The organism is Pseudooctadecabacter jejudonensis, from assembly GCF_900172275.1.
GTDB lineage: Bacteria > Pseudomonadota > Alphaproteobacteria > Rhodobacterales > Rhodobacteraceae > Octadecabacter > Octadecabacter jejudonensis.
This window is the reverse complement of record NZ_FWFT01000001.1, coordinates 782,053-800,281: the sequence shown is the minus strand read 5'-3', so window position 1 is coordinate 800,281 and position 18,229 is coordinate 782,053. Positions and strand designations below refer to the sequence as shown.

Below are 18,229 nucleotides of genomic sequence, written 5' to 3'. Positions count from 1 at the left end.
GGCCGTGATTTAGCATCCCCGCGCGGGGCTGCAAACTCCCCATTCCAGTTGGGGCGCTTTGTAAGGCATGGTTTCGCCCAAACCAAGCGGGAGATTTTTTGAGAATTCCCCCAAGGATCGGGGCTGCTTTAACGTCATACTAAGAGCATTCGATTATGTGAGGATTTTATGATGCGGTCTTTTGTTGCCCTGATGTGTGTTGTTGCGACTTTGGTTTTGGCGGGTGTGTCTGCCAAAGCAGATGAGGCCGCGCGCACGATTTCTGTCACGGGCATGGGCGAGGTGTCCTTGCCCCCTGATATGGCGACCATCCGGTTGGGTGTACAAACCGAAGGGGAGGCGGCCGCGCAGGCGCTTGATGCGGCAAGTGCGGCCACCTTGGCGATTTTGGGGCGGCTGGATGCCGAGGGCGTCGCGGCGGCAGACGTACAATCAGGTGCTGTGCAATTGCGTCCGCGCTATTCCAACAGTGTCATCAGCAGCGGCCAGCAGATTGTGGGCTATCACGCGACCAACACGGTCGTGGTGCAGGTGCGCGATTTGGATGACCTGGGCGGGCTGTTGGCGGCACTTGTGGGCGACGGCGCCAACCGGCTGGATGGGGTGAGCTTTGGATTGCAAGACCCGTCCGCAGCCATGGATGAGGCCCGCCGTCGTGCCGTGGCCGACGCCCTTGCGCGTGCAGCCCTTTATGCCGAAGCCTCGGGCGTGGCTGTGGGAGACGTTTTGCAGATCGCCGAACAGGGCGCGCCACAGTACCGCGCCTTGCGTGCGGAGCCGGTGATGATGGAGGCCATGGCCTCAGCCCCGTCCTTCGATGTGCCCGTCGCTGCGGGTGAGATTGAGGTGTCGGCCAGCATCAACATGGTGTTTGGGATGGACGATTAGGCGGACGCCTTGACGGTTGGGCGTCACGTCGACTTGCCGACAGGCGCTGTCTGCAATAAGCTGTTGCTATGCCCTGCAAGGATGCAGAGCGATGGAGATTTTATGTTTACGATTGCGGCCCGCCGCTAAGGTCCGCCCGATTGGACCAGATTGAACCAAGAGACTTCCGCGCGAGATGCCGGAGGCCTTTTTGCGTGACATAAAATCAAGAGACAAACCATTGAACATCTCAAGAGACGAGCGACGTGTTTTGCACGTTCTGGCGCAAGGTGGATCCATCCATTTTGAGCGCATGACGAACGGCAAAGTGCGCAGTGTCGCAAGCTTTGCGGGCGACGGCCAAGTTCTGGCTGATTGCCTACTGAAGCTTACCGAACGCCTGAAGACACGGCGGTTCATCACATCAGAAAACGGACGACCTGACCGCGCCACAAACCTCGGCAGTTGGTCCGTGATCCCTCAGTATGACACCCGAAAAGGACATCAAGAAAATGACAAACCCAATTATCAGACCCACATCAACTGACGACATTGCGGGGCTACAGGCCGTGTTGGATGGGACCGAGCTTTTCCCAAGCGAGATGCTGCCAGACATGTTGGCACCATTTTTGTCAGGTGACACGGAAGCCTTCTGGCTGACCTGCCACAAGGGCGGCGAGGCGGTCGGTCTGTGCTACACGGTTCCAGAAGAATTGGCCGAGGGCACGTGGAACATGCTTGCTCTGGCTGTCCGTCCGGACATGCAAGGCAAGCGGCTCGGGGCGGCGCTTGTCAAAACCGCCGAGCAACACCTCAAGAACAAGGGGCAGCGCATCCTGATCGTGGACACCTCTGGCACCGATGACTTCGCCTTGACGCGTCAGTTCTATGCCCAGAATGGCTATGAAGAAGAGGCCCGCATTCGCGATTTTTGGGCGCATGGCGACGACAAGGTGATCTTTCGCAAAGCGCTGTAGAAACGTTCGCCCCCCGCGCCCAAGGGTGCGGGGGGCTTTTGTGATCAAGGACGATCCCGCAGGTGCGTGGACCGCAGTCTGCGTTTTGTCGTTTGACTTACGACACGGCCTTGGACAAGGCCTGATCGAGATCTGCAATCAGATCATCCGCGTCCTCCAATCCGATGGACACGCGCACCACGCCGGGGCCTGCGCCCGCAGCTTCTTGCTGTTCTGCGGTCAGCTGACGGTGGGTGGTGGACGCCGAATGGATGATCAACGACCGCGCATCGCCCAGGTTGGCCACGTGGCTGAAAATTTCCAGCGCGTCGACCAGTTTGATACAGGCGTCGTATCCGCCCTTGACGGCAAAGGTGAACAGCGAGGACGCACCGCGGGGGCAGACGTCTTTGATACGCTCAAAATAAGGCGAGCTTTCGAGGCCCGCGTAGGTGACGTACTCAATCCGGTCGTCGGCCTCCAGCCACTTGGCGATCTTGGTGGCGTTCTCCACATGACGGTCCATGCGCAACGACAGGGTTTCGATGCCCATCAACGTATAGTGGGCCGCCTGCGGGTTCATCGTCATGCCAAGATCGCGCAGACCAATGGCAATGCCGTGGAACGTGTAGGCCAGCGGGCCAAAGGTTTCCGCAAACTTGAGGCCATGGTAGGCCTGTTCCGGCTCACTCAGCGACGGGAATTTATCGGATGCGGTCCAGTCAAACTTGCCACTGTCCACGACGCAGCCCCCCGTGACGGAGCCGTTGCCAGTCAGGTATTTGGTGGTGGAATGCACGACCAAGGTGGCGCCATGTTCGATGGGGCGGCACAGGTACGGCGTGGCGGTGGTGTTGTCGATGATCAGCGGCAGGCCAGCCGCATCCGCGATATCCGCAATGGCGCGCACGTCCATGATGTAGCCGCCGGGGTTGGCGATCGCCTCCCCGAACACCGCACGGGTGTTGTCGTCGATGGCGGCTTTGACCGCATCCAGATCGTCCATGTCGACGAACTTTGCCTCCCAGCCGAACCGTTTGATGGTCTGGCTGAACTGGGTGATCGTGCCGCCATAAAGGCGGTTGGAGACCACGACGTTCTTGCCGGGTGACATGATCGGGAACAGCGCCATGATCTGGGCCGCATGACCCGAGGAGCAGCAGACAGCGCCCGCACCCCCCTCAAGCGTGGCGATGCGTTCTTGCAAAACGGCCACGGTGGGGTTGGTCAGGCGGGAATAGATGTAGCCGACTTCTTGCAGGTTGAAGAGAGCGGCTGCGTGGTCGGCATCGCGAAACACGTAAGCGGTGGATTGGTAAATGGGTGTATTGCGTGCGCCGGTGGCAGGATCGGGGCGGGCGCCTGCGTGGATTTGCAGGGTGTCAAAGCCATAGGTGGGTGTGTCGGTCATGGTCTATCCTTGGTTGAATTGGTCCAGACTGTACCGAGGACGGGCCATAACCTCAATGTGATGGACAGGGGCAAGACCATTTCTCGCAAGATTGGCCCCATGTGCGAACACGCAACCCACGCAAAGGGTGCGATTGGGACACATGTTCCTAGGGCCGCTGGTCTTGTAAAATCTCATCCACCTGAATGGGGATCCAGTCGTGGGGGATGAAATGCCCGCCGGGGTGAAGGTCGAGCACAATCCGTCCGCCTGCGCAGGTCCATATCTGACGCTCAAAGGTCAAAAACGACCGCGCGTTCCATTCGGTCGGTGTGGGGTTTTCGTTCGCTTCGTTACAGTCAAACCGGTCTCGCCAAAGGGCCACGGGGGTGTCTGTCTCGCCCGCGGGGCCGTAAGGAAAATCCAACACCTGATCCGACAACCCGTAAACCTGGCGCACTTCACGCGGCGCGGCCTCACACGGGGCTGTGTCTGCAAAACTGCCTGCCACAGCCAGCAAACCCGCAATATCTGCGCCATCGTCGCAGACAAATCGCCACGCCATATAGGCCCCGTACGAATACCCTGACACAAAGATCGCATCGGCCAGCACCGGATACCGCGCGGCCACATCCTCCAACACCGCGCGTGCAAAGGCACTGTCACGCGATCCAACCCGCCGAAAATCCCACGATCCGCCGAGCCCTGTCGGGGCCACCAGCAGCACATCCTCCGCCACCTTGCCCGTGGCAATCCGGTCATGGCGCACAATCAATCCACCCGCGCGGCCCCACCCGTGAAAATGCAACAAAACGGGCAGGGGGCTGGCCCCGTCCCAACTGTCCGGAACGCGCAAATGATAGCTGCGCTCCCCCAACTCACAAGCGTCCTGGCCGGTGCAGGCTTGGGCAACAGGGGCCTGCAGACCCATCCATAAACACACCAACAGCTGTCTCATATCCCCCCCCCTAACACCGCCGCCCGCGCATCCGAAAATCACACCTGCGTGGGCGCGCGGACGGCCTGCTTCTTTGGGTCAAAAATACCTCAAACGCGACCTATGACACACAGCGGTCCACCACCGATAAAACGCCCCAAATTTTCGTCAGAAAATTTGGCCCCCGCCGTCCGCAGGACCGGATCGTCAGATCCAGACTACCGCATCCAGAACCCTTCCCGCTTGATGGTGTTGCGGATTTGACGTTCGCGGGGGGGCAGATCATCCTGATCGAACAGCGCACGGACCTTGGCGCCGCGCCCTTGATAGATCATCCGCTTGAACGGATCGTATTGCTTGAGCCATTTTTTGACCTTGTTGGGCGCACTCACCGCCTCCAGCGCCGCCACCACGGCGTCTGCCTCGCGGGCATAAAGCAGCGGCAACATGCGGTAATGGCAGGTCAAATCACCGTCCAGCCCCGCCAGGTCCGGGCCGGGGCGTCCGCCGCCAAAACTGTGGATGACCAGAGGCAGGCTCACCTGATCCAGCCAGGGATCCAGCGATTGCAGAACCAGCTCTTCGGGGCGGTTGTCGCGGATGTCCACCGCCCAATCGCGCCAGCGTGCCCCAAAGGTCGGCGCATCATGGCCCGTCACCCAGCCTGCGTTGAAATACAAATACCGTTCCCAGTATTCATCCGGTTGATCCAGATCGAGGGTGCTTTCAAACTCCAGCCCAAACCGATCATAAAGCGATTTCCACGTGGCCGCGTAGCCTGGCCAATAAAGCTCCTCCTCGGGCCATGTGCCCGTGCGCCGCATCGACGCCGATGGCGCGCTGAAATCTGTCGTAAGCCCGCCCAGATCGCCCAGGATCAAGGTATCGGTGTCCAAAAACAGAAAATCGCGGCCCGCAGGCATGGCGCACAGCGCCTCGATCTTGTTGCCGTGGGGATAGCTTTCCCCGAAGGCTACGTTTTCAAAGGGCAGGATCACGGCCCCAAAGTCCTGCAACGCCGCCTTGATTTCATCCCGCATGGTCGGATTTTTGGACCAGAGCGGACCGGGCTGTGGTTCCGCAATATACAATGTCCCTGCAAAATCAGGCGCATTGGCCCGCAGGGAGGCGGCCAGCAAAATCGCCTCATATTGCAGCCGGCCCGCTTGTGCGACAGCCACAATGTCGAAATCCGCACCTGTTTTCGGTTTTGCCATTTTTCTTGCCCGTTCACCTGTTGGGGGGACTATAGTGCTGACACAAGACGCACGAAACCCATCAATATGGGGGGCTGGGTGAAGGGGACGATCCGTGATTGATTTGTTTATTCCATATATTTTCGGGTTGGCTTTGGGCATTGACGCGCCTGGCCGAGACGCGGCCCCACCCGTCGTGCCGAGTGCCACCGCTGCCACGGACATCACCGGCACAGGCGATGACATGGACGCCAGCCGCCCCGCCGAAGACCAGACGCCCACGGGCCGGTTCACCACCGCGACCGAAGTGCGCCCGATCCTTGATGTCACCCGCGCCAATTGGGTGGGCGTGCGGGATTACAACGGGCAGGATTACGTCTATTTCACCCATCTGTTGGCCTGGCGCTGCGGCCTTTGGGACATCCGCTATGGGTTCAACGGCGCCCCTGCAGACAATGTTCTGGCTATGGAGCCCTGCTATGCAGAGACCACAACCCCCAATGCCATCACGGATGTGGCGAATTTTCTGCCCTATGTGATCCGGCCCGCAGGGTCCGTGACGTCCGTTACGGTTGAGATTGTCTATGACGACGGCACCGCGGCTGAGGCGACGTTTGACCGTGCCGCCATCGCGATTCCCTAGATCGATTTTCGGGTGGCTGCGGTTTGAACATTCTGATCATCGAAGACGACGCCGAGACGGGCGCCTATTTGACACGCGGCCTGCAAGAGGCCGGATGGGACGTGCAGCTGTGCACCGCAGCACAGGAGGGGATCTTGGCGGTTTCGACCCGTGATTTTGATGCGGTTGTGTTGGACCGGATGTTGCCGGGCATGGACGGCGTTGACGCGCTGCGTTTGATGCGGGGGGCAGGGGTGACCACCCCCGTTTTGATGTTGACCGCCCGCACCGCCATTCATGACCGTGTTGAAGGGTTGGAGGCCGGGGCGGATGATTACCTTTTGAAACCGTTCGCCATGTCCGAACTTCTGGCGCGGCTCAAGATCATTGCACGCAGGCCCGCGCGCACGCCGGAGGTGACGGAGATGACCGTAGGGCCTTTGCACATCAACCGCGTGACCCGTGTCGCGACCCGCGAGGGGACCGATCTGGATTTGTCGCCGCTTGAATTCCGTCTGCTGGACTTTCTGATGGGCCACGCAGGTGAGGTCGTGACGCGCACCATCCTGTTGGAACAGGTTTGGGGCTACAGGTTCGACCCGAAAACATCGCTGGTCCAGACCCACATGAGCCGGTTGCGCGCCAAGGTCGACAAGCCCTTCGACGAAGAGGTTATTCGCACAGTCAGGGGGGCAGGATATGTCCTTGGCTGATCGTCCGCGCGCCACCAACACGCTGGGATCCACGGTGTTTCAACACATCTTGAGGTCCAGCGCGGCCTTTGTGCTTGTCAGCCTTGCGATCCTCTGGGCCATCTGCTGGGCCATGATCTGGCGCATCGACGCAGCCCAGGTGGCGCGGATTGAGGCGGAGGTCGAATACGCCCAAGAGGTCTACTACAGCCGAGGTGAGGAGGACCTGATCGAGGAGGCGATTGGGGACGACGAAGATGTTATTTGGTCCGATGACCTGATTTTTGAGCTGTTGGAGAATGGGGATTTGCTGTGGGTGCTGCGGGCGGATGATTACACGCCCAAGGCGGGCTTTGACGGGCTGCACGGCGAAGAAGGCTGGGAGGTGGTCACCCTGGAGCACCCAGAGATCACCACGCCTGTGCGCGTCAACACGGTGGTCTTGCGCGGCTGGGACAGATTGTCGATCGGGGCTTTTGTGGATCCCGCGCGGGAAAACACGCTGTCATTTGCGATTTTTGCGACTTTGGCGATGTTGCTGATCGTCTTGCCGCTGTCGCTGATCACGGGCTTTGCCGTGAGCAAACGGGTGTTTCGCCGGATTGAGGATATCTCAGACACCACAGCCGCCGTGGCCGCCGGTGAGATGGAGGTCCGCGCCCCGCAATCTGGACGACACGATGAATTTGACCGTCTGGCGGGCGGATTGAACACCATGCTGGATGAGGTGGAACGTCTGACTGCCAATATTGAGGGCGTGAGCGTCGGCGTGGCCCATGATCTGCGCACACCGCTGAGCAATATTGGCGGCCGGTTGGAATTGATCCGCCGTGACAGCGCCGACCCGCAGGCCGTCGCGGCCCATGTGGACGCGGCGGAGGCGGCACAGGGCCAGTTGATGCGCGTCTTTGATGCTTTGTTGCGGCTGGGGGAGGTGCGGGCGGGCAAGCGCCGCGTGGCCTTTGCGCCGTTTGATCTGTCGGCCAGCATCGACCAGCTGTGTGAGGCCTATGCGCCTGCGTTTGAAGACGCGGACAAGACGTTCACCGCCCAGATCGCGGGTGGCATCACGTTGGATGGCGACCGAGAGTTGATTGAACAGGCCGTGTCGAACCTGCTGGAAAACGCGCTTGAGCATTCGCGCGATGCGGCGCGGGTGCAGGTGCGTCTGACGCGGGACGCAGGTCACGTGACATTGGTGGTGGGCGACGATGGTCCCGGCATTTCGCCCGTGCACCGCGACCGCATTTTTGAGAGGTTCTTTCGCGCCGATGCGAGCCGGTCGACCCCGGGCAACGGGCTGGGTCTATCTTTGGTGCAGGCCATTGTGCAGCTGCACGGGGCGGAGGTTCGCCTAGCCGAACAGGGGGCGGGGGCCGAATTTATCGTTGTTTTTCAAGGCTAGGGGCCAAGATTACAGGTTTGTATGATTTGGAGGGGTGAGTTGTAACGCGTCCCCCCATGAAGGATGGTTTAGGGTCAGGGGCATCATCGACCTATCCGAGGATCCCCATGTTCAAAGCCCCTGTGTTCAAAGCCCCAGTGTTTCAATCCGCGGTTCTTGCAAGCCTGCTGACCGTCTCGGCCCTCATGCCGTTGCCCGCCCTCGCGGGGCCACAGGCCATGACGGCCGCCGAGGCCCGCCATCTGCTGGCGCGCACCGGCTTTGGGGCGGCACCCCACGAGATCACAGCGTTTACAGGTCTCAGTTACGCCGAAGGTGTCGCGCGGATCATGGGCGATTTGCGCACCACTGCCGCCACACCGCTGCCGGCATGGGCCGATGATTGGGCCTATCCCTATGACGCGATTTATGCGCTGGGCGACACGGCGACGGATTTGTTTTACGCCAACCGTTATGTTGAGCTTGAGACATTGCAGGCGTGGTGGCTGGCCGAGATGGTCGCGACGCCGTCTCCCTTGACCGAGAAGCTGACGCTTTTTTGGGCCGATCATTTCGCCAATTCGTTTGAGGTCCACGAGAACCCCCAGTGGATGGCCCGTCAGAACGCCTATTTGCGGGCCCATGCGGCGGGTGATTTCGCGGCGATGGCGCAGGGCATGCTGCTGGACCCTGCGATGTTGGACTACCTTAGCAACACAACCAACACAGCTGACGCCCCGAATGAGGATCTGGCGCGCGAGTTTCTGGAGCTGTTCATGTTGGGCGAGGGGCGCGGGTACACGCAAGGCGACGTGCGCGCCGCCGCCCGCGCGCTGACGGGCTATACCGTCTCAGAGGAGGGCGCGCCGGTCTTTATGTTTGACGCGGCAGCACACGACAGCGGGATGAAAACCCTGTTTGGGCAAACGGGGCGGTATGATGCGGATGACCTTGTGACGTTGACTTTGGAGCATCCGGCGTTCGGGCCTTATGTGGTTGAAAAGATGTGGCGATTGTTTGTGTCCGATCAGCCTGACGCGGCGGTGGTGGCTGATCTGGCGGAGGTGTGGCGTGCGGCGGATTGGCAGATTGCGCCGCTGGTTGAGGCGCTGCTGATGAGCGATGCGTTTTGGGATGCCAGCAATCGCGGGCGGCTGGTGAAATCGCCGGTGGATCTGATGGTGGGCACGGTCCGCACGCTGGGTCTTGAGATGGCCGATGGCCGTGTCATGGGCTGGATGACGGGCGAATTGGGGCAGGCCTTGTTTATGCCGCCCAACGTCGGCGGTTGGCCTGAGGGGGTGGGCTGGATCAACGATGCTACCGCCGCAGGCCGTGCCACCACGCTGACCTATCTGATGTGGGACGCGGCGGAGACGCAGGCGGCTGATATGCGCATGCCACCACCACAGGCCCCCGTGTCGCAGACCGATCTTGGCCCGGAGGATTTGCGCGTCGGTCAGGTTTTTGCCACCTATTTTGAGCCGCGCGCCCAGCAGGAGGGCGCGGCGGGATCGCTGGTGCTTTATGATGTCAGTTTCGGCGGGCAGACTTGGCGGTCTTTGCCGTTGTGGTTCGACTATGACGCCGCAGAAGACTGGGCGGCGGCCTACATCCATACAGGCGATTGCGCACCCACCTGTTTCGTCAGCCTGCCCCGAGACCCCGAAGACCCGCATTTTATTGCCTTGGAGCCCTGGGACGGGATTGTCGACTATTGGGACGGCGACACAGCGGCCGATCGAGCGCTTGCTGCCGCCATTGCGGGGCATTTTCCCGCACTTATCGCGTCGACCGCAGACCAGCGCGTCTACAGGCAAAGCGATGAGGGCGACGCGCCGGCGGATCTGTCAGCGGTCCTACAGGGCGCAGAGGTTTTTGCCGAATTGGGGGCCGAGGCCTATGGGCGCACGGGGGGCGTCTATGTGTCGGCGCTGAGCCATGCGCGGGTCTTGGGCTTGGCGGGCTACAGGCAGGGAGAGGCCGACGTGGACGCCATGATTGAAGGCGTGGAGGCAGCGGCCCGCAGGCCGATTGCCCCGCCGGTCACTTATGCGACGGGTCGCGACTGGATCAATGCCTTGCCGGGGGCGGGGCTGGAAAGCGCGCGGGTTGCTCAGGCGCTGTTGGCGGTTGCGCGCCCGGCCCAAGGCCTGCGGGATGAGCTGATCGTGGGCGAGCCTGAGGCGCTGATCCGAACGCTGATCCTGCTGCCGGAATATCAAGTCAACTAACCCATGATGGAGATGAAGATGAGCCATTCGAAGATGAACCGCCGTGCCTTTCTGTCCGCTTTGGGGGTCGGTGCGGCCAGCCTTCCGATGCTGTCCTTGCCCGGTTTTGTGCAGGCCGCGAATGCCACGCCCACGGGCGGCAACACACTTGTTCTGGTTGAACTTGCGGGGGGCAACGACGGGCTGAATTCTGTCGTGCCGATCACGGATCCCGCCTATCGCGGGTTGCGGCCCACCATCGGGATCAACACGCGCGACGCCTTGATGTTGGACCGTGATACAGGGCTGCATCCCAGCCTGCGCGGCATGGCCGATCTGTGGGAGGCGGGCGAGGCGCAGATCATCGAAGGGGTGGGCTATCCTGACCCAAATCGGTCCCATTTCCGGTCAATCGAGATTTGGAATGCGGGGATGGGGGCGGACAGCCATGCGCGCGACGGTTGGGTGTCGCGCGGATCGGTGGGGGCGGCTGCGTTTGAAGACACCGATGCCGCTGGGCTGGTGCTGGGCGGCGATATGGGGCCGCTTGCTGGCGCGGGCCGGTTTTCGGCCATGCGCGACGAGGATCTGTTTCGCGAAACGATGGAGTATTTGCCCGACGTGGGGGCAGGGACCGGCGGGCATGCCGTGCGGCCCGTGGCCCAAACCTCGCCCCTGGATCATGTCCTGAAAAGTTACGACAGCGCGCAGGTCACAGGCGATGCGATCTTGCGCAAGCTGTCTGCGCGGGGGCCGCAACGCTGGTGGTTTCCTGAAACAGAGCTGGGCGCGCAATTGCGCACCGCGGCGCGGCTTTTGGATGCGGGCGTGCAGGTGCCGGTGCTGAAGGTCGTTCAAGGGGGCTATGACACCCATGATGCCCAACCCGATGAGCACGCCTTTTTGCTGGAAGATTTGGGAACCTCGATTGCGGCCTTCGCAGGCGCCATGCGCGATGCCGGTTTGTGGGGCAATGTGACGGTTGTGACCTATTCGGAATTTGGCCGCACCGCGCGGGAAAATGCCTCTGCCGGAACGGATCACGGCACAGCGGCGCCCGTTTTTGTCAGCGGCGGAGCCGTGCGCGGCGGGCTGTCCGGTGCGCGGCCTGATCTGACACGACTGGTGGATGGAGATCTGGCCCATACGACCGACTACCGCCACGTCTATCAGGCGATCCTGCGTGATCTTTGGCGGATCGACGGGGTCGATTATCGGGCGGGGCCGTCAGGGCTGCGGCTGTTGGGCTAGGGGATTTCGCGGTTGACCGGGCGCGCGGGGCGGGATTGCGCCTGTGGCGGTCACGTCTTCGCTCAGGCCGTGTTCCCAACGCTTGACTGCATCATGAATTGCGCCCCGATCGGTCGCGTGGCGGCACCAATCGCACGGGCCTTGCGGCCGATGCTTCCGCCTTCAATGCGGGGTTGGATCAAGCCACGGGTATCTTGGGTCACGACATAGCGGCGAACGCGGCTGACAAGGTCGTCGCGGACGCTGTCAGGGAAGGCACCATCAATCAGGATCGCTTCGAAATCGATGACCGAGCAAGTGGACAGTGAGGCTTTGGCCAATTCCTGGGCCGTCTGGCCCAGCCATGGGTCCACATAGCGTGACAAATTATGCCAACTTTCGGGATCAGACCACAGTTGCTGTGTATCCAGATCAACCTCTCGAAGGCGCAATTCCAACTGATGGATCGATGCCATATCGACCAACTGCGTGCTTTCACCGTGCGGGCCAATGCTTCGCAGTGAGCCCAATGCGCCTGCATTGCCCTGGCGTCCTTCGAAGACCGAATTGTTCAGAACAATTCCACCGCCGATGAAGGCGCCGATAAAGAAATAGGCGTAATCCCGAAATTCCTTGCCGCGACCGTAGGTGTGTTCGGCCTGACAGGCGGCCGTCGCGTCGTTCAGGAGGAGCACAGGCAGCTGCGTTCGGGCGTGCGCTTCTGCCCGCAGATCGATCCCTTTCCAAGGTGCGAATGCGGCTGACATGTCCATGGCTGGGTCCGGCCAGTTCCACATCTCAAAGGGGGCTGCGACCCCGATGCCGCAAATGCGTTGTGCATGATCGGGGTCCATCGCCTCGGTGATGTTCCGGACACTGTCTTCGAGGAAGTCAAAAATGTCGTCGGGGACTGGAACGGGGTAGGTCAGCTGCCGTTCTTCACGCAACCCGCCGTTCAAATCAATCAGCACCAGATCCGTCGATCTTCGCCCGATCTTGAGGCCAAATGAGAACACGCCATTCGACGCCAAACGCATCGGGATCGACGGCTTGCCGACCTTGCCCCGCACAGGTTCGCCACGTTCAAGGATCCTTTCACCTTCAAGGCGTCTGAGGATGCTTGAGACCGTCGGCGGGGAGAGTGCGGCCAGCTTGGCCAGATCGCTTCCTGGCATCGGACCATTGCGCTGCAACAGCGACAACAAAAGCCGTTCGTTGTGATCGCGAACACCCTTCTGGCTGAGGCCTGTACTGATTGATCTGATGAGTCCGTCTTCCATGGACTGCACCATAACAGCCATATAATACAGGTAAATAGATTAATAAAAAAAGTTAACTAACTAATTGACAGTCAGTTGAGAATCACGTTTTCTACGGCAAATCGGCGGGTTTAGGCCTGCCGTATCACTGTCGGGGGAAGGCCCTGACCAATCAATTGTCTGGGAGGACATCATGAAAAAGTTGCTTATCGGCACCGCTTTTGCTGCCATTACATCCGCCGGTTCCGCTATGGCCGACGGCCACGCTGTGACTGCGTGTTTGATCACCAAAACGGACACAAACCCCTTCTTTGTCAAAATGCGCGAAGGCGCAGAAGCTGCGGCCGCTGAGGCGGGCATCACGCTTCGGTCTTTTGCCGGTCAGGTCGATGGCGACCATGAGACGCAGGTGGCCGCGATTGAAACATGTATCCTTGATGGTGCGTCCGGTATCTTGCTGACCGCGTCCGACACATCCTCCATTGTTGGTGCTGTGACACAGGCCCGTGATGCCGGCCTTTTGGTGATCGCCCTCGACACACCGCTTAATCCGATCGACGCGGCTGATGCCACGTTTGCGACAGACAACTTCCTGGCTGGTGAACTGATCGGTCAGTGGGCAGCGGCAACGCTGGGCGATGACGCTGCCAATGCAAAAATTGCGATGCTCGATCTGGCTGTGTCCCAGCCAACCGTTGGTGTTTTGCGTGACCAAGGGTTCCTGCAAGGCTTCGGCATCGATCTGGGTGATCCAAATAAGTGGGGCGATGAAACCGATCCGCGCATTGTTGGCAATGACGTGACCGCCGGCAACGAAGAGGGCGGGCGGACCGCGATGGAAAACCTTCTTGCCGTCGATCCGGAGATCAACGTGGTCTACACGATCAACGAACCGGCTGCTGCGGGCGCCTATGAAGCCCTACGGTCCATTGGGCGTGAAAACGATGTTCTGATCGTGTCTGTCGACGGCGGTTGCCCTGGGGTTCAGAACATTGCGGACGGCGTGATTGGTGCCACATCCCAGCAGTATCCGCTGCGCATGGCGGCCCTTGGGATCGAAGCGATTGCCGCTTTCGCCGAAGATGGCACATTGCCTGAGAACACCCCTGGCAAAGACTTCTTTGACACCGGCGTTGCCTTGGTCACCGATCAGCCCGTCGATGGTGTTGAAAGCATCTCTGTTGCCGAAGGCACGGAGCTTTGCTGGGGCTAAAGCCAACCTCCTGCATCTCATCTTAGATGCACCACAAGGGGCGGGTCATTTTCCCGCCCCTTTTTCCAAAGTGGGATATGATCCTGCTTGATTTCCAATTTTGCACGAGGGGACCCACCAATGTCTGGCAACGCCGACGATTATGAAGCCGCCATCAAGCCATCCGCAGCAGACGAGGTGGCGTCGTTCAGCGAACGCAAAGGTTTTCTCGCACGGTTGCAACATGCCTTGCATGTGAACCCTGCGCTTGTGCCGCTGTTCGTCCTTGTGGTTTCAATTTGCCTGTTTGCGCTGTTGTTGGGATCGAGGTTCCTGTCTCCCTTCGCGCTGACATTGATCTTGCAGCAGGTGCAGATCGTGGGGATCGTCGCCGCCGCGCAAAGCCTTGTGATCCTGACGGCAGGGATTGATTTGAGCGTGGGGGCCATTGCTGTTCTGTCCAGCGTCATCATGGGACAGTTTACGTTCCGATACGGGGTTCCCGTGGAAATTGCGGTTGCCCTTGGTCTGGCGTTTGGCACGGTTGTGGGATCGATTAACGGCTGGCTTGTGGCGGTGATGAAGCTCCCGCCGTTCATTGTTACACTTGGCATGTGGCAGATCGTTCTGGCTGCAAACTTCCTTTATTCCGCGAACGAAACGATCCGTGCGCAGGACATCGAGGAAAACGCACCCTTGCTTCAGTTTCTTGGGACGACATTCAAAGTCGGTGCCGATGCGGACGGGCGGGGTGGGGCCACATTCACCTTTGGCGTGATCGCCATGGTGGTGATTTTCGCTTTCCTTGCCTATGCCCTCAAACACACCGCTTGGGGTCGCCATATTTACGCTGTGGGGGATGACCCTGACGCGGCCCAGCTGTCCGGTGTGAATGTAAAACGCACCCTGATTTCGGTCTACGCTGTCACCGGGTTCATCTGTGCCATCGCGGGCTGGGCGCTTATCGGTCGCATCGGGTCTGTCAGCCCGACCTCTGGTCAACTGCTTAACATTGAAAGCATCACGGCGGTGGTGATCGGCGGCATTTCCCTGTTCGGGGGGCGCGGGTCGATCATGGGGCCGCTGTTTGGTGCCCTTATCGTTGGCGTTTTCACCCTTGGTCTTCGCCTTGCAGGTGCTGACGCACAATGGACATTCCTTCTTATCGGCGCACTCATCATCGGGGCCGTCGCAGTAGATCAGTGGATCAGAAAGGTCTCAGCATGACTTTGATGGAAAATATCGCGAACGGGTCGATTGAACCCATCCTGAAAGGGCGTGGACTGGTTAAACGTTATGGCAAGGTGACCGCCCTCGATCACTGTGACTTCGATCTTTACCCCGGAGAGATCCTCGCCGTGATTGGTGACAACGGGGCGGGCAAATCATCCCTGATCAAAGCTGTCTCGGGTGCGGTTGTCCCGGATGAGGGGGATGTGTTTCTTGAGGGCAAACCGGTGCACTTCACGTCGCCCATTGATGCCCGCAAGGAGGGGATCGAGACGGTTTACCAGACCCTTGCCATGTCGCCTGCACTGTCCATCGCGGACAACATGTTTATGGGGCGCGAAATCCGCAAACCTGGCTTTCGCGGCAAATGGTTGCGCCAGCTGGATCGCCCGAAGATGGAACAGATCGCCCGTGACAAGCTGTCAGAGCTTGGCCTGATGACGATCCAGAACATAAATCAAGCGGTTGAAACGCTATCGGGTGGTCAACGTCAGGGCGTGGCGGTTGCCCGTGCTGCTGCGTTTGGATCAAAGGTCATCATCTTGGACGAACCGACAGCGGCCCTTGGTGTCAAAGAATCCCGCCGTGTGTTGGAGTTGATCCTGGATGTCCGTTCACGGGGGATCCCGATCATCCTGATCAGTCACAATATGCCGCATGTGTTCGAAGTCGCTGACCGCATCCATGTGCACCGGCTTGGCAAACGGCTCTGTGTGATTGACCCAAAAGACTACACGATGTCCGATGCCGTCGCGTTCATGACCGGCGCGAAAGAGGCACCGAACTAAGACCGTTTGGGGGCAGCTTGGCAATTGTCGGTCTGTCCGTCGGTCGTTGATGCCATCGCGGTGGCCTTAGGGCAGTGGTCTTGGGGGTGATCGCGTGGTGTTTCACCGCACAATTCGGCACGGTGTCGGATTGGATAAGGTGCCGTTCCGTTTCTGGCAGCCTCGAACGGGGGTGATGCGAAACGCGCCTGATTGGAATGACTGGGTGGTGGAGTCACTGATTTCGCCCCCGAAACTTTGGGCGTGTTTTGCGTAATCATTTGAATTGCTCAGGAAATGGTGGGCGACCCTGGAATCGAACCAGGCGTGCGTCTCCGCGAGGGAACCTCAGGTGGGCCCTGTCGCCGTGAGACCCTTGATGTTTGTCGATGGTGGGCGACCCTGGAATCGAACCAGGCGTGCGTCTCCGCGAGGGAGTTACAGTCCCCTGCCACACCTTGCGGCCTGTCGCCCACTGGCGGCGTGAATAGCTGTGGGCCTATGGGGCGTCAACCTCAATTCTGTGCATTGGCTTGCGGTTTTTTCAAATCCCCCGCATGAGGGACAAAACGGATCGGAGAACGCGATGAAAAAGCCCAAGTGGGTCGTCGAAAAAGAGCAGGCCAAGCGGGCAGCGGCGGCGCAGACCGTGTGGCTTTTTGGGCTGCATGCGGTGCGCGATGCGTTGATGAACCCCGCGCGCCAAAAGCTGCGGTTGGTGGTGACGCGCAATGCGTTGGACCGTTTGGGTGATGCGGTGGCCCACGGGCCCGAGCCTGAGATGAGCGATCCGCGCAAGTTTGCGGCCCCCATTGATCCACAATCCGTGCATCAGGGGGCGGCGTTGGAGGTCAAACCGCTGGATTGGGGGCCCTTGGCTGAGGCCTGCATGGGGGACGGGACGCGCCCGCCGCGGGTGGTGCTGCTGGACCGCGTCACCGATCCGCACAATGTGGGTGCGATCTTGCGCTCCGCTGAGGTGTTTGGCGCGCAGGCCGTGGTGGCGATGTCGCGCCATGCGGCCCCCGAAACGGGCGCATTGGCCAAGACGGCCAGTGGGGCAATGGAACGACAGCCTTATATTCGCGTGCGCAATCTGGCGGATGCGATCACCGAATTGCAGAACATGGGTTATCTGGTGTTGGGGCTGGACGGTGAGGCGGATGAGAGCATCGAAGACGCCGTTGCGGGAAAACGCGACCGTGCGGTGGCCCTTGTTTTGGGGGCTGAGGGGCCGGGATTGCGGGACAAAACTAAAGAAACGTGCGATTCTTTGGTGAAAATCGACTTTGCGGGCGAATTTGGCTCGCTTAACGTCTCAAATGCGGCGGCCGTGGCCCTATATGCAGTTAAACCCTGACGCATAAGGACCGCCCATGCCCGCAGAGAAAATTGCCACCTGTTGTTACTGCGGCACCCGTGCGGCGTTGGTGTTGCAGGGGCGGGACCGGCATGAGCTGGCCTGTTCAAGCTGTGGCGCGCCGCTGCATGATCTGAAAATGTTACGAAAAGGGGCCGGGGGGGCGACTGCGCGTGCCGCGACACCCGCCCGCCCTGCGGCCCAGAGTGCGCCCAAACCGACCCACCCCAAACAGCCGCATCCCAAAGCGCGGAAGGCGAAAAAACATAAGAAACGCAAAGGGTTGTTTCGGCATTTTGTGGAAGAAGCCTGGGATGTGATCGAAGATATTATCGATTGAAACATCTGCACACATCCGCCCCACATTCGGTCACGAGACGGAGAGGTCGGGTATTTTTATAATTCAGGCTGGTCCAAATAGGATGCAACGAAACACGCAATCCAAAGGACTATCAAAATGCTGAACCGTCGTACTTTGTTGGCTGCCGCTGCAGCCGCCCCCGCCGCCGCCCTGTTTGCACGCCCTGCACTGGCGGCCAAGCCTTCCGTCTTCATCCATGGTGGCGTTGCCATTCGCGGTGCAGATCCCGTGGCGTTCTTTACCGAAGGGGCCCCGGTGATCGGGTCTGCGGACCATGCCTTGGAATGGGAGGGTGCGACCTGGAATTTTGCCAGCGCCCAGAACATGGAGACCTTCATGGGCAATCCTGCGGCCTATGCCCCGCAATACGGCGGCTACTGCGCCTTTGCCTTGTCACGCGGATCAATCGCGACCAGCGTGCCTGAGGCGTGGTCGATCGTGGATGACAAACTGTACCTGAACTATTCTGTGAATGTCCGTCAGGTCTGGTCTGAAGATATCCCCGGCAACATTGCCAAGGCCGATGCCAACTGGCCCGGCGTGCTGGCGTAAGCCTTACGATTTGATCATCGG

18 protein-coding genes and 1 tRNA gene are annotated in these 18,229 nt (G+C 60.2%); 14 read left to right on the top strand and 5 right to left on the bottom strand.

The window, feature by feature from the left end:
* Positions 1-168: 168 nt before the first annotated feature.
* The 3 genes from PSJ8397_RS03790 to PSJ8397_RS03780 all read left to right on the top strand — a co-directional run bounded on the left by PSJ8397_RS03790 (position 169) and on the right by PSJ8397_RS03780 (position 1,844).
* Positions 169-888: an SIMPL domain-containing protein gene (locus PSJ8397_RS03790; protein ID WP_235000561.1), complete on the top strand. Its 720-nt coding sequence runs from the start codon at positions 169-171 to the stop codon at positions 886-888.
* A gap of 175 nt (positions 889-1,063) precedes the next feature.
* Positions 1,064-1,414: a YjhX family toxin gene (locus PSJ8397_RS03785; protein ID WP_235000560.1), complete on the top strand. Its 351-nt coding sequence runs from the start codon at positions 1,064-1,066 to the stop codon at positions 1,412-1,414.
* Positions 1,380-1,844 carry a GNAT family N-acetyltransferase gene (locus PSJ8397_RS03780; RefSeq protein ID WP_235000559.1) on the top strand — a complete coding sequence of 155 codons (465 nt, stop codon included), beginning with the start codon at positions 1,380-1,382 and terminating at the stop codon, positions 1,842-1,844. The genes PSJ8397_RS03785 and PSJ8397_RS03780 overlap by 35 nt, the downstream gene beginning before the upstream one ends.
* 97 nt (positions 1,845-1,941) lie before the next feature.
* Here the strand turns inward: PSJ8397_RS03780 and PSJ8397_RS03775 are convergent, their stop codons facing one another.
* The 3 genes from PSJ8397_RS03775 to PSJ8397_RS03765 form a co-directional block, all read right to left on the bottom strand.
* Positions 1,942-3,234: an O-acetylhomoserine aminocarboxypropyltransferase/cysteine synthase family protein gene (locus PSJ8397_RS03775; protein WP_085863198.1), complete on the bottom strand. Its 1,293-nt coding sequence runs from the start codon at positions 3,232-3,234 to the stop codon at positions 1,942-1,944.
* Positions 3,235-3,382: 148 nt separating this feature from the next.
* A complete protein-coding gene (locus PSJ8397_RS03770; protein WP_085863197.1) occupies positions 3,383-4,171 on the bottom strand; it encodes an alpha/beta hydrolase family esterase in 789 nt (262 codons plus the stop codon).
* Positions 4,172-4,368: 197 nt separating this feature from the next.
* A complete protein-coding gene (locus tag PSJ8397_RS03765) occupies positions 4,369-5,367 on the bottom strand; it encodes a hypothetical protein (protein WP_085863196.1) in 999 nt (332 codons plus the stop codon).
* A gap of 94 nt (positions 5,368-5,461) precedes the next feature.
* On the opposite strand from PSJ8397_RS03765, the gene PSJ8397_RS03760 reads away from it, so the two are divergent.
* From PSJ8397_RS03760 to PSJ8397_RS03740, 5 genes are all read left to right on the top strand, one after another.
* Positions 5,462-5,989, top strand: coding sequence for a hypothetical protein (locus PSJ8397_RS03760; protein WP_085863195.1), 528 nt, complete (start codon positions 5,462-5,464; stop codon positions 5,987-5,989).
* Positions 5,990-6,012: 23 nt separating this feature from the next.
* On the top strand, positions 6,013-6,681 hold the full coding sequence (locus PSJ8397_RS03755; RefSeq protein ID WP_085863194.1) for a response regulator transcription factor: 669 nt from the start codon (positions 6,013-6,015) through the stop codon (positions 6,679-6,681).
* Positions 6,674-8,065, top strand: coding sequence for a sensor histidine kinase (locus PSJ8397_RS03750; RefSeq protein WP_159453086.1), 1,392 nt, complete (start codon positions 6,674-6,676; stop codon positions 8,063-8,065). The genes PSJ8397_RS03755 and PSJ8397_RS03750 overlap by 8 nt, the downstream gene beginning before the upstream one ends.
* A gap of 107 nt (positions 8,066-8,172) precedes the next feature.
* Positions 8,173-10,278, top strand: a complete 2,106-nt coding sequence (locus tag PSJ8397_RS03745) for a DUF1800 domain-containing protein (RefSeq protein ID WP_159453085.1) — start codon at positions 8,173-8,175, stop codon at positions 10,276-10,278.
* Positions 10,279-10,296: 18 nt separating this feature from the next.
* The gene (locus PSJ8397_RS03740; protein WP_159453084.1) at positions 10,297-11,508 is read left to right on the top strand and encodes a DUF1501 domain-containing protein; all 1,212 of its coding nucleotides are present in this window, start codon (positions 10,297-10,299) and stop codon (positions 11,506-11,508) included.
* 62 nt (positions 11,509-11,570) lie between these two features.
* On the opposite strand, the gene PSJ8397_RS03735 is transcribed toward PSJ8397_RS03740, so the two are convergent.
* Positions 11,571-12,767 carry an ROK family transcriptional regulator gene (locus PSJ8397_RS03735; protein WP_085863484.1) on the bottom strand — a complete coding sequence of 399 codons (1,197 nt, stop codon included), beginning with the start codon at positions 12,765-12,767 and terminating at the stop codon, positions 11,571-11,573.
* Between the two features lie 172 nt (positions 12,768-12,939).
* Here PSJ8397_RS03735 and PSJ8397_RS03730 point away from each other — a divergent pair, with 172 nt between their 5' ends.
* The 3 genes from PSJ8397_RS03730 to PSJ8397_RS03720 all read left to right on the top strand — a co-directional run bounded on the left by PSJ8397_RS03730 (position 12,940) and on the right by PSJ8397_RS03720 (position 15,956).
* Positions 12,940-13,959: a sugar ABC transporter substrate-binding protein gene (locus PSJ8397_RS03730; protein WP_085863190.1), complete on the top strand. Its 1,020-nt coding sequence runs from the start codon at positions 12,940-12,942 to the stop codon at positions 13,957-13,959.
* 120 nt (positions 13,960-14,079) lie between these two features.
* Positions 14,080-15,165 (top strand): ABC transporter permease, encoded by a 1,086-nt coding sequence (locus PSJ8397_RS03725; protein ID WP_085863189.1) that lies wholly within the window; start codon positions 14,080-14,082, stop codon positions 15,163-15,165.
* Positions 15,162-15,956 (top strand): ATP-binding cassette domain-containing protein, encoded by a 795-nt coding sequence (locus PSJ8397_RS03720; protein ID WP_235000558.1) that lies wholly within the window; start codon positions 15,162-15,164, stop codon positions 15,954-15,956. The genes PSJ8397_RS03725 and PSJ8397_RS03720 overlap by 4 nt, the downstream gene beginning before the upstream one ends.
* 369 nt (positions 15,957-16,325) lie before the next feature.
* Here PSJ8397_RS03720 and PSJ8397_RS16985 read toward each other — a convergent pair.
* A tRNA-Tyr gene (locus PSJ8397_RS16985) sits at positions 16,326-16,409 on the bottom strand.
* A 112-nt stretch (positions 16,410-16,521) separates the two neighbouring features.
* Here PSJ8397_RS16985 and rlmB point away from each other — a divergent pair.
* The 3 genes from rlmB to PSJ8397_RS03705 all read left to right on the top strand — a co-directional run bounded on the left by rlmB (position 16,522) and on the right by PSJ8397_RS03705 (position 18,208).
* Complete coding sequence (gene rlmB / locus PSJ8397_RS03715) at positions 16,522-17,295, top strand: 23S rRNA (guanosine(2251)-2'-O)-methyltransferase RlmB (protein WP_085863188.1); 774 nt, start codon at positions 16,522-16,524, stop codon at positions 17,293-17,295.
* A 16-nt stretch (positions 17,296-17,311) separates the two neighbouring features.
* Positions 17,312-17,635, top strand: coding sequence for a hypothetical protein (locus PSJ8397_RS03710; RefSeq protein ID WP_085863187.1), 324 nt, complete (start codon positions 17,312-17,314; stop codon positions 17,633-17,635).
* Between the two features lie 117 nt (positions 17,636-17,752).
* Entirely contained in the window at positions 17,753-18,208 is a 456-nt protein-coding gene (locus PSJ8397_RS03705; RefSeq protein WP_085863186.1) for a YHS domain-containing (seleno)protein, read from the top strand.
* Positions 18,209-18,229: the final 21 nt, after the last annotated feature.

Coding starts and splice junctions, on each gene's coding strand:
- PSJ8397_RS03790 (WP_235000561.1), top strand. CDS start 169: ATGATGCGGTCTTTTGTTGCCCTGATGTGTGTTGTTGCGACTTTGGTT.
- PSJ8397_RS03785 (WP_235000560.1), top strand. CDS start 1,064: ATGCCGGAGGCCTTTTTGCGTGACATAAAATCAAGAGACAAACCATTG.
- PSJ8397_RS03780 (WP_235000559.1), top strand. CDS start 1,380: ATGACAAACCCAATTATCAGACCCACATCAACTGACGACATTGCGGGG.
- PSJ8397_RS03775 (WP_085863198.1), bottom strand. CDS start 3,234: ATGACCGACACACCCACCTATGGCTTTGACACCCTGCAAATCCACGCA.
- PSJ8397_RS03770 (WP_085863197.1), bottom strand. CDS start 4,171: ATGAGACAGCTGTTGGTGTGTTTATGGATGGGTCTGCAGGCCCCTGTT.
- PSJ8397_RS03765 (WP_085863196.1), bottom strand. CDS start 5,367: ATGGCAAAACCGAAAACAGGTGCGGATTTCGACATTGTGGCTGTCGCA.
- PSJ8397_RS03745 (WP_159453085.1), top strand. CDS start 8,173: ATGTTCAAAGCCCCTGTGTTCAAAGCCCCAGTGTTTCAATCCGCGGTT.
- PSJ8397_RS03740 (WP_159453084.1), top strand. CDS start 10,297: ATGAGCCATTCGAAGATGAACCGCCGTGCCTTTCTGTCCGCTTTGGGG.
- PSJ8397_RS03735 (WP_085863484.1), bottom strand. CDS start 12,767: ATGGAAGACGGACTCATCAGATCAATCAGTACAGGCCTCAGCCAGAAG.
- PSJ8397_RS03730 (WP_085863190.1), top strand. CDS start 12,940: ATGAAAAAGTTGCTTATCGGCACCGCTTTTGCTGCCATTACATCCGCC.
- PSJ8397_RS03725 (WP_085863189.1), top strand. CDS start 14,080: ATGTCTGGCAACGCCGACGATTATGAAGCCGCCATCAAGCCATCCGCA.
- PSJ8397_RS03720 (WP_235000558.1), top strand. CDS start 15,162: ATGACTTTGATGGAAAATATCGCGAACGGGTCGATTGAACCCATCCTG.
- rlmB (WP_085863188.1), top strand. CDS start 16,522: ATGAAAAAGCCCAAGTGGGTCGTCGAAAAAGAGCAGGCCAAGCGGGCA.
- PSJ8397_RS03710 (WP_085863187.1), top strand. CDS start 17,312: ATGCCCGCAGAGAAAATTGCCACCTGTTGTTACTGCGGCACCCGTGCG.
- PSJ8397_RS03705 (WP_085863186.1), top strand. CDS start 17,753: ATGCTGAACCGTCGTACTTTGTTGGCTGCCGCTGCAGCCGCCCCCGCC.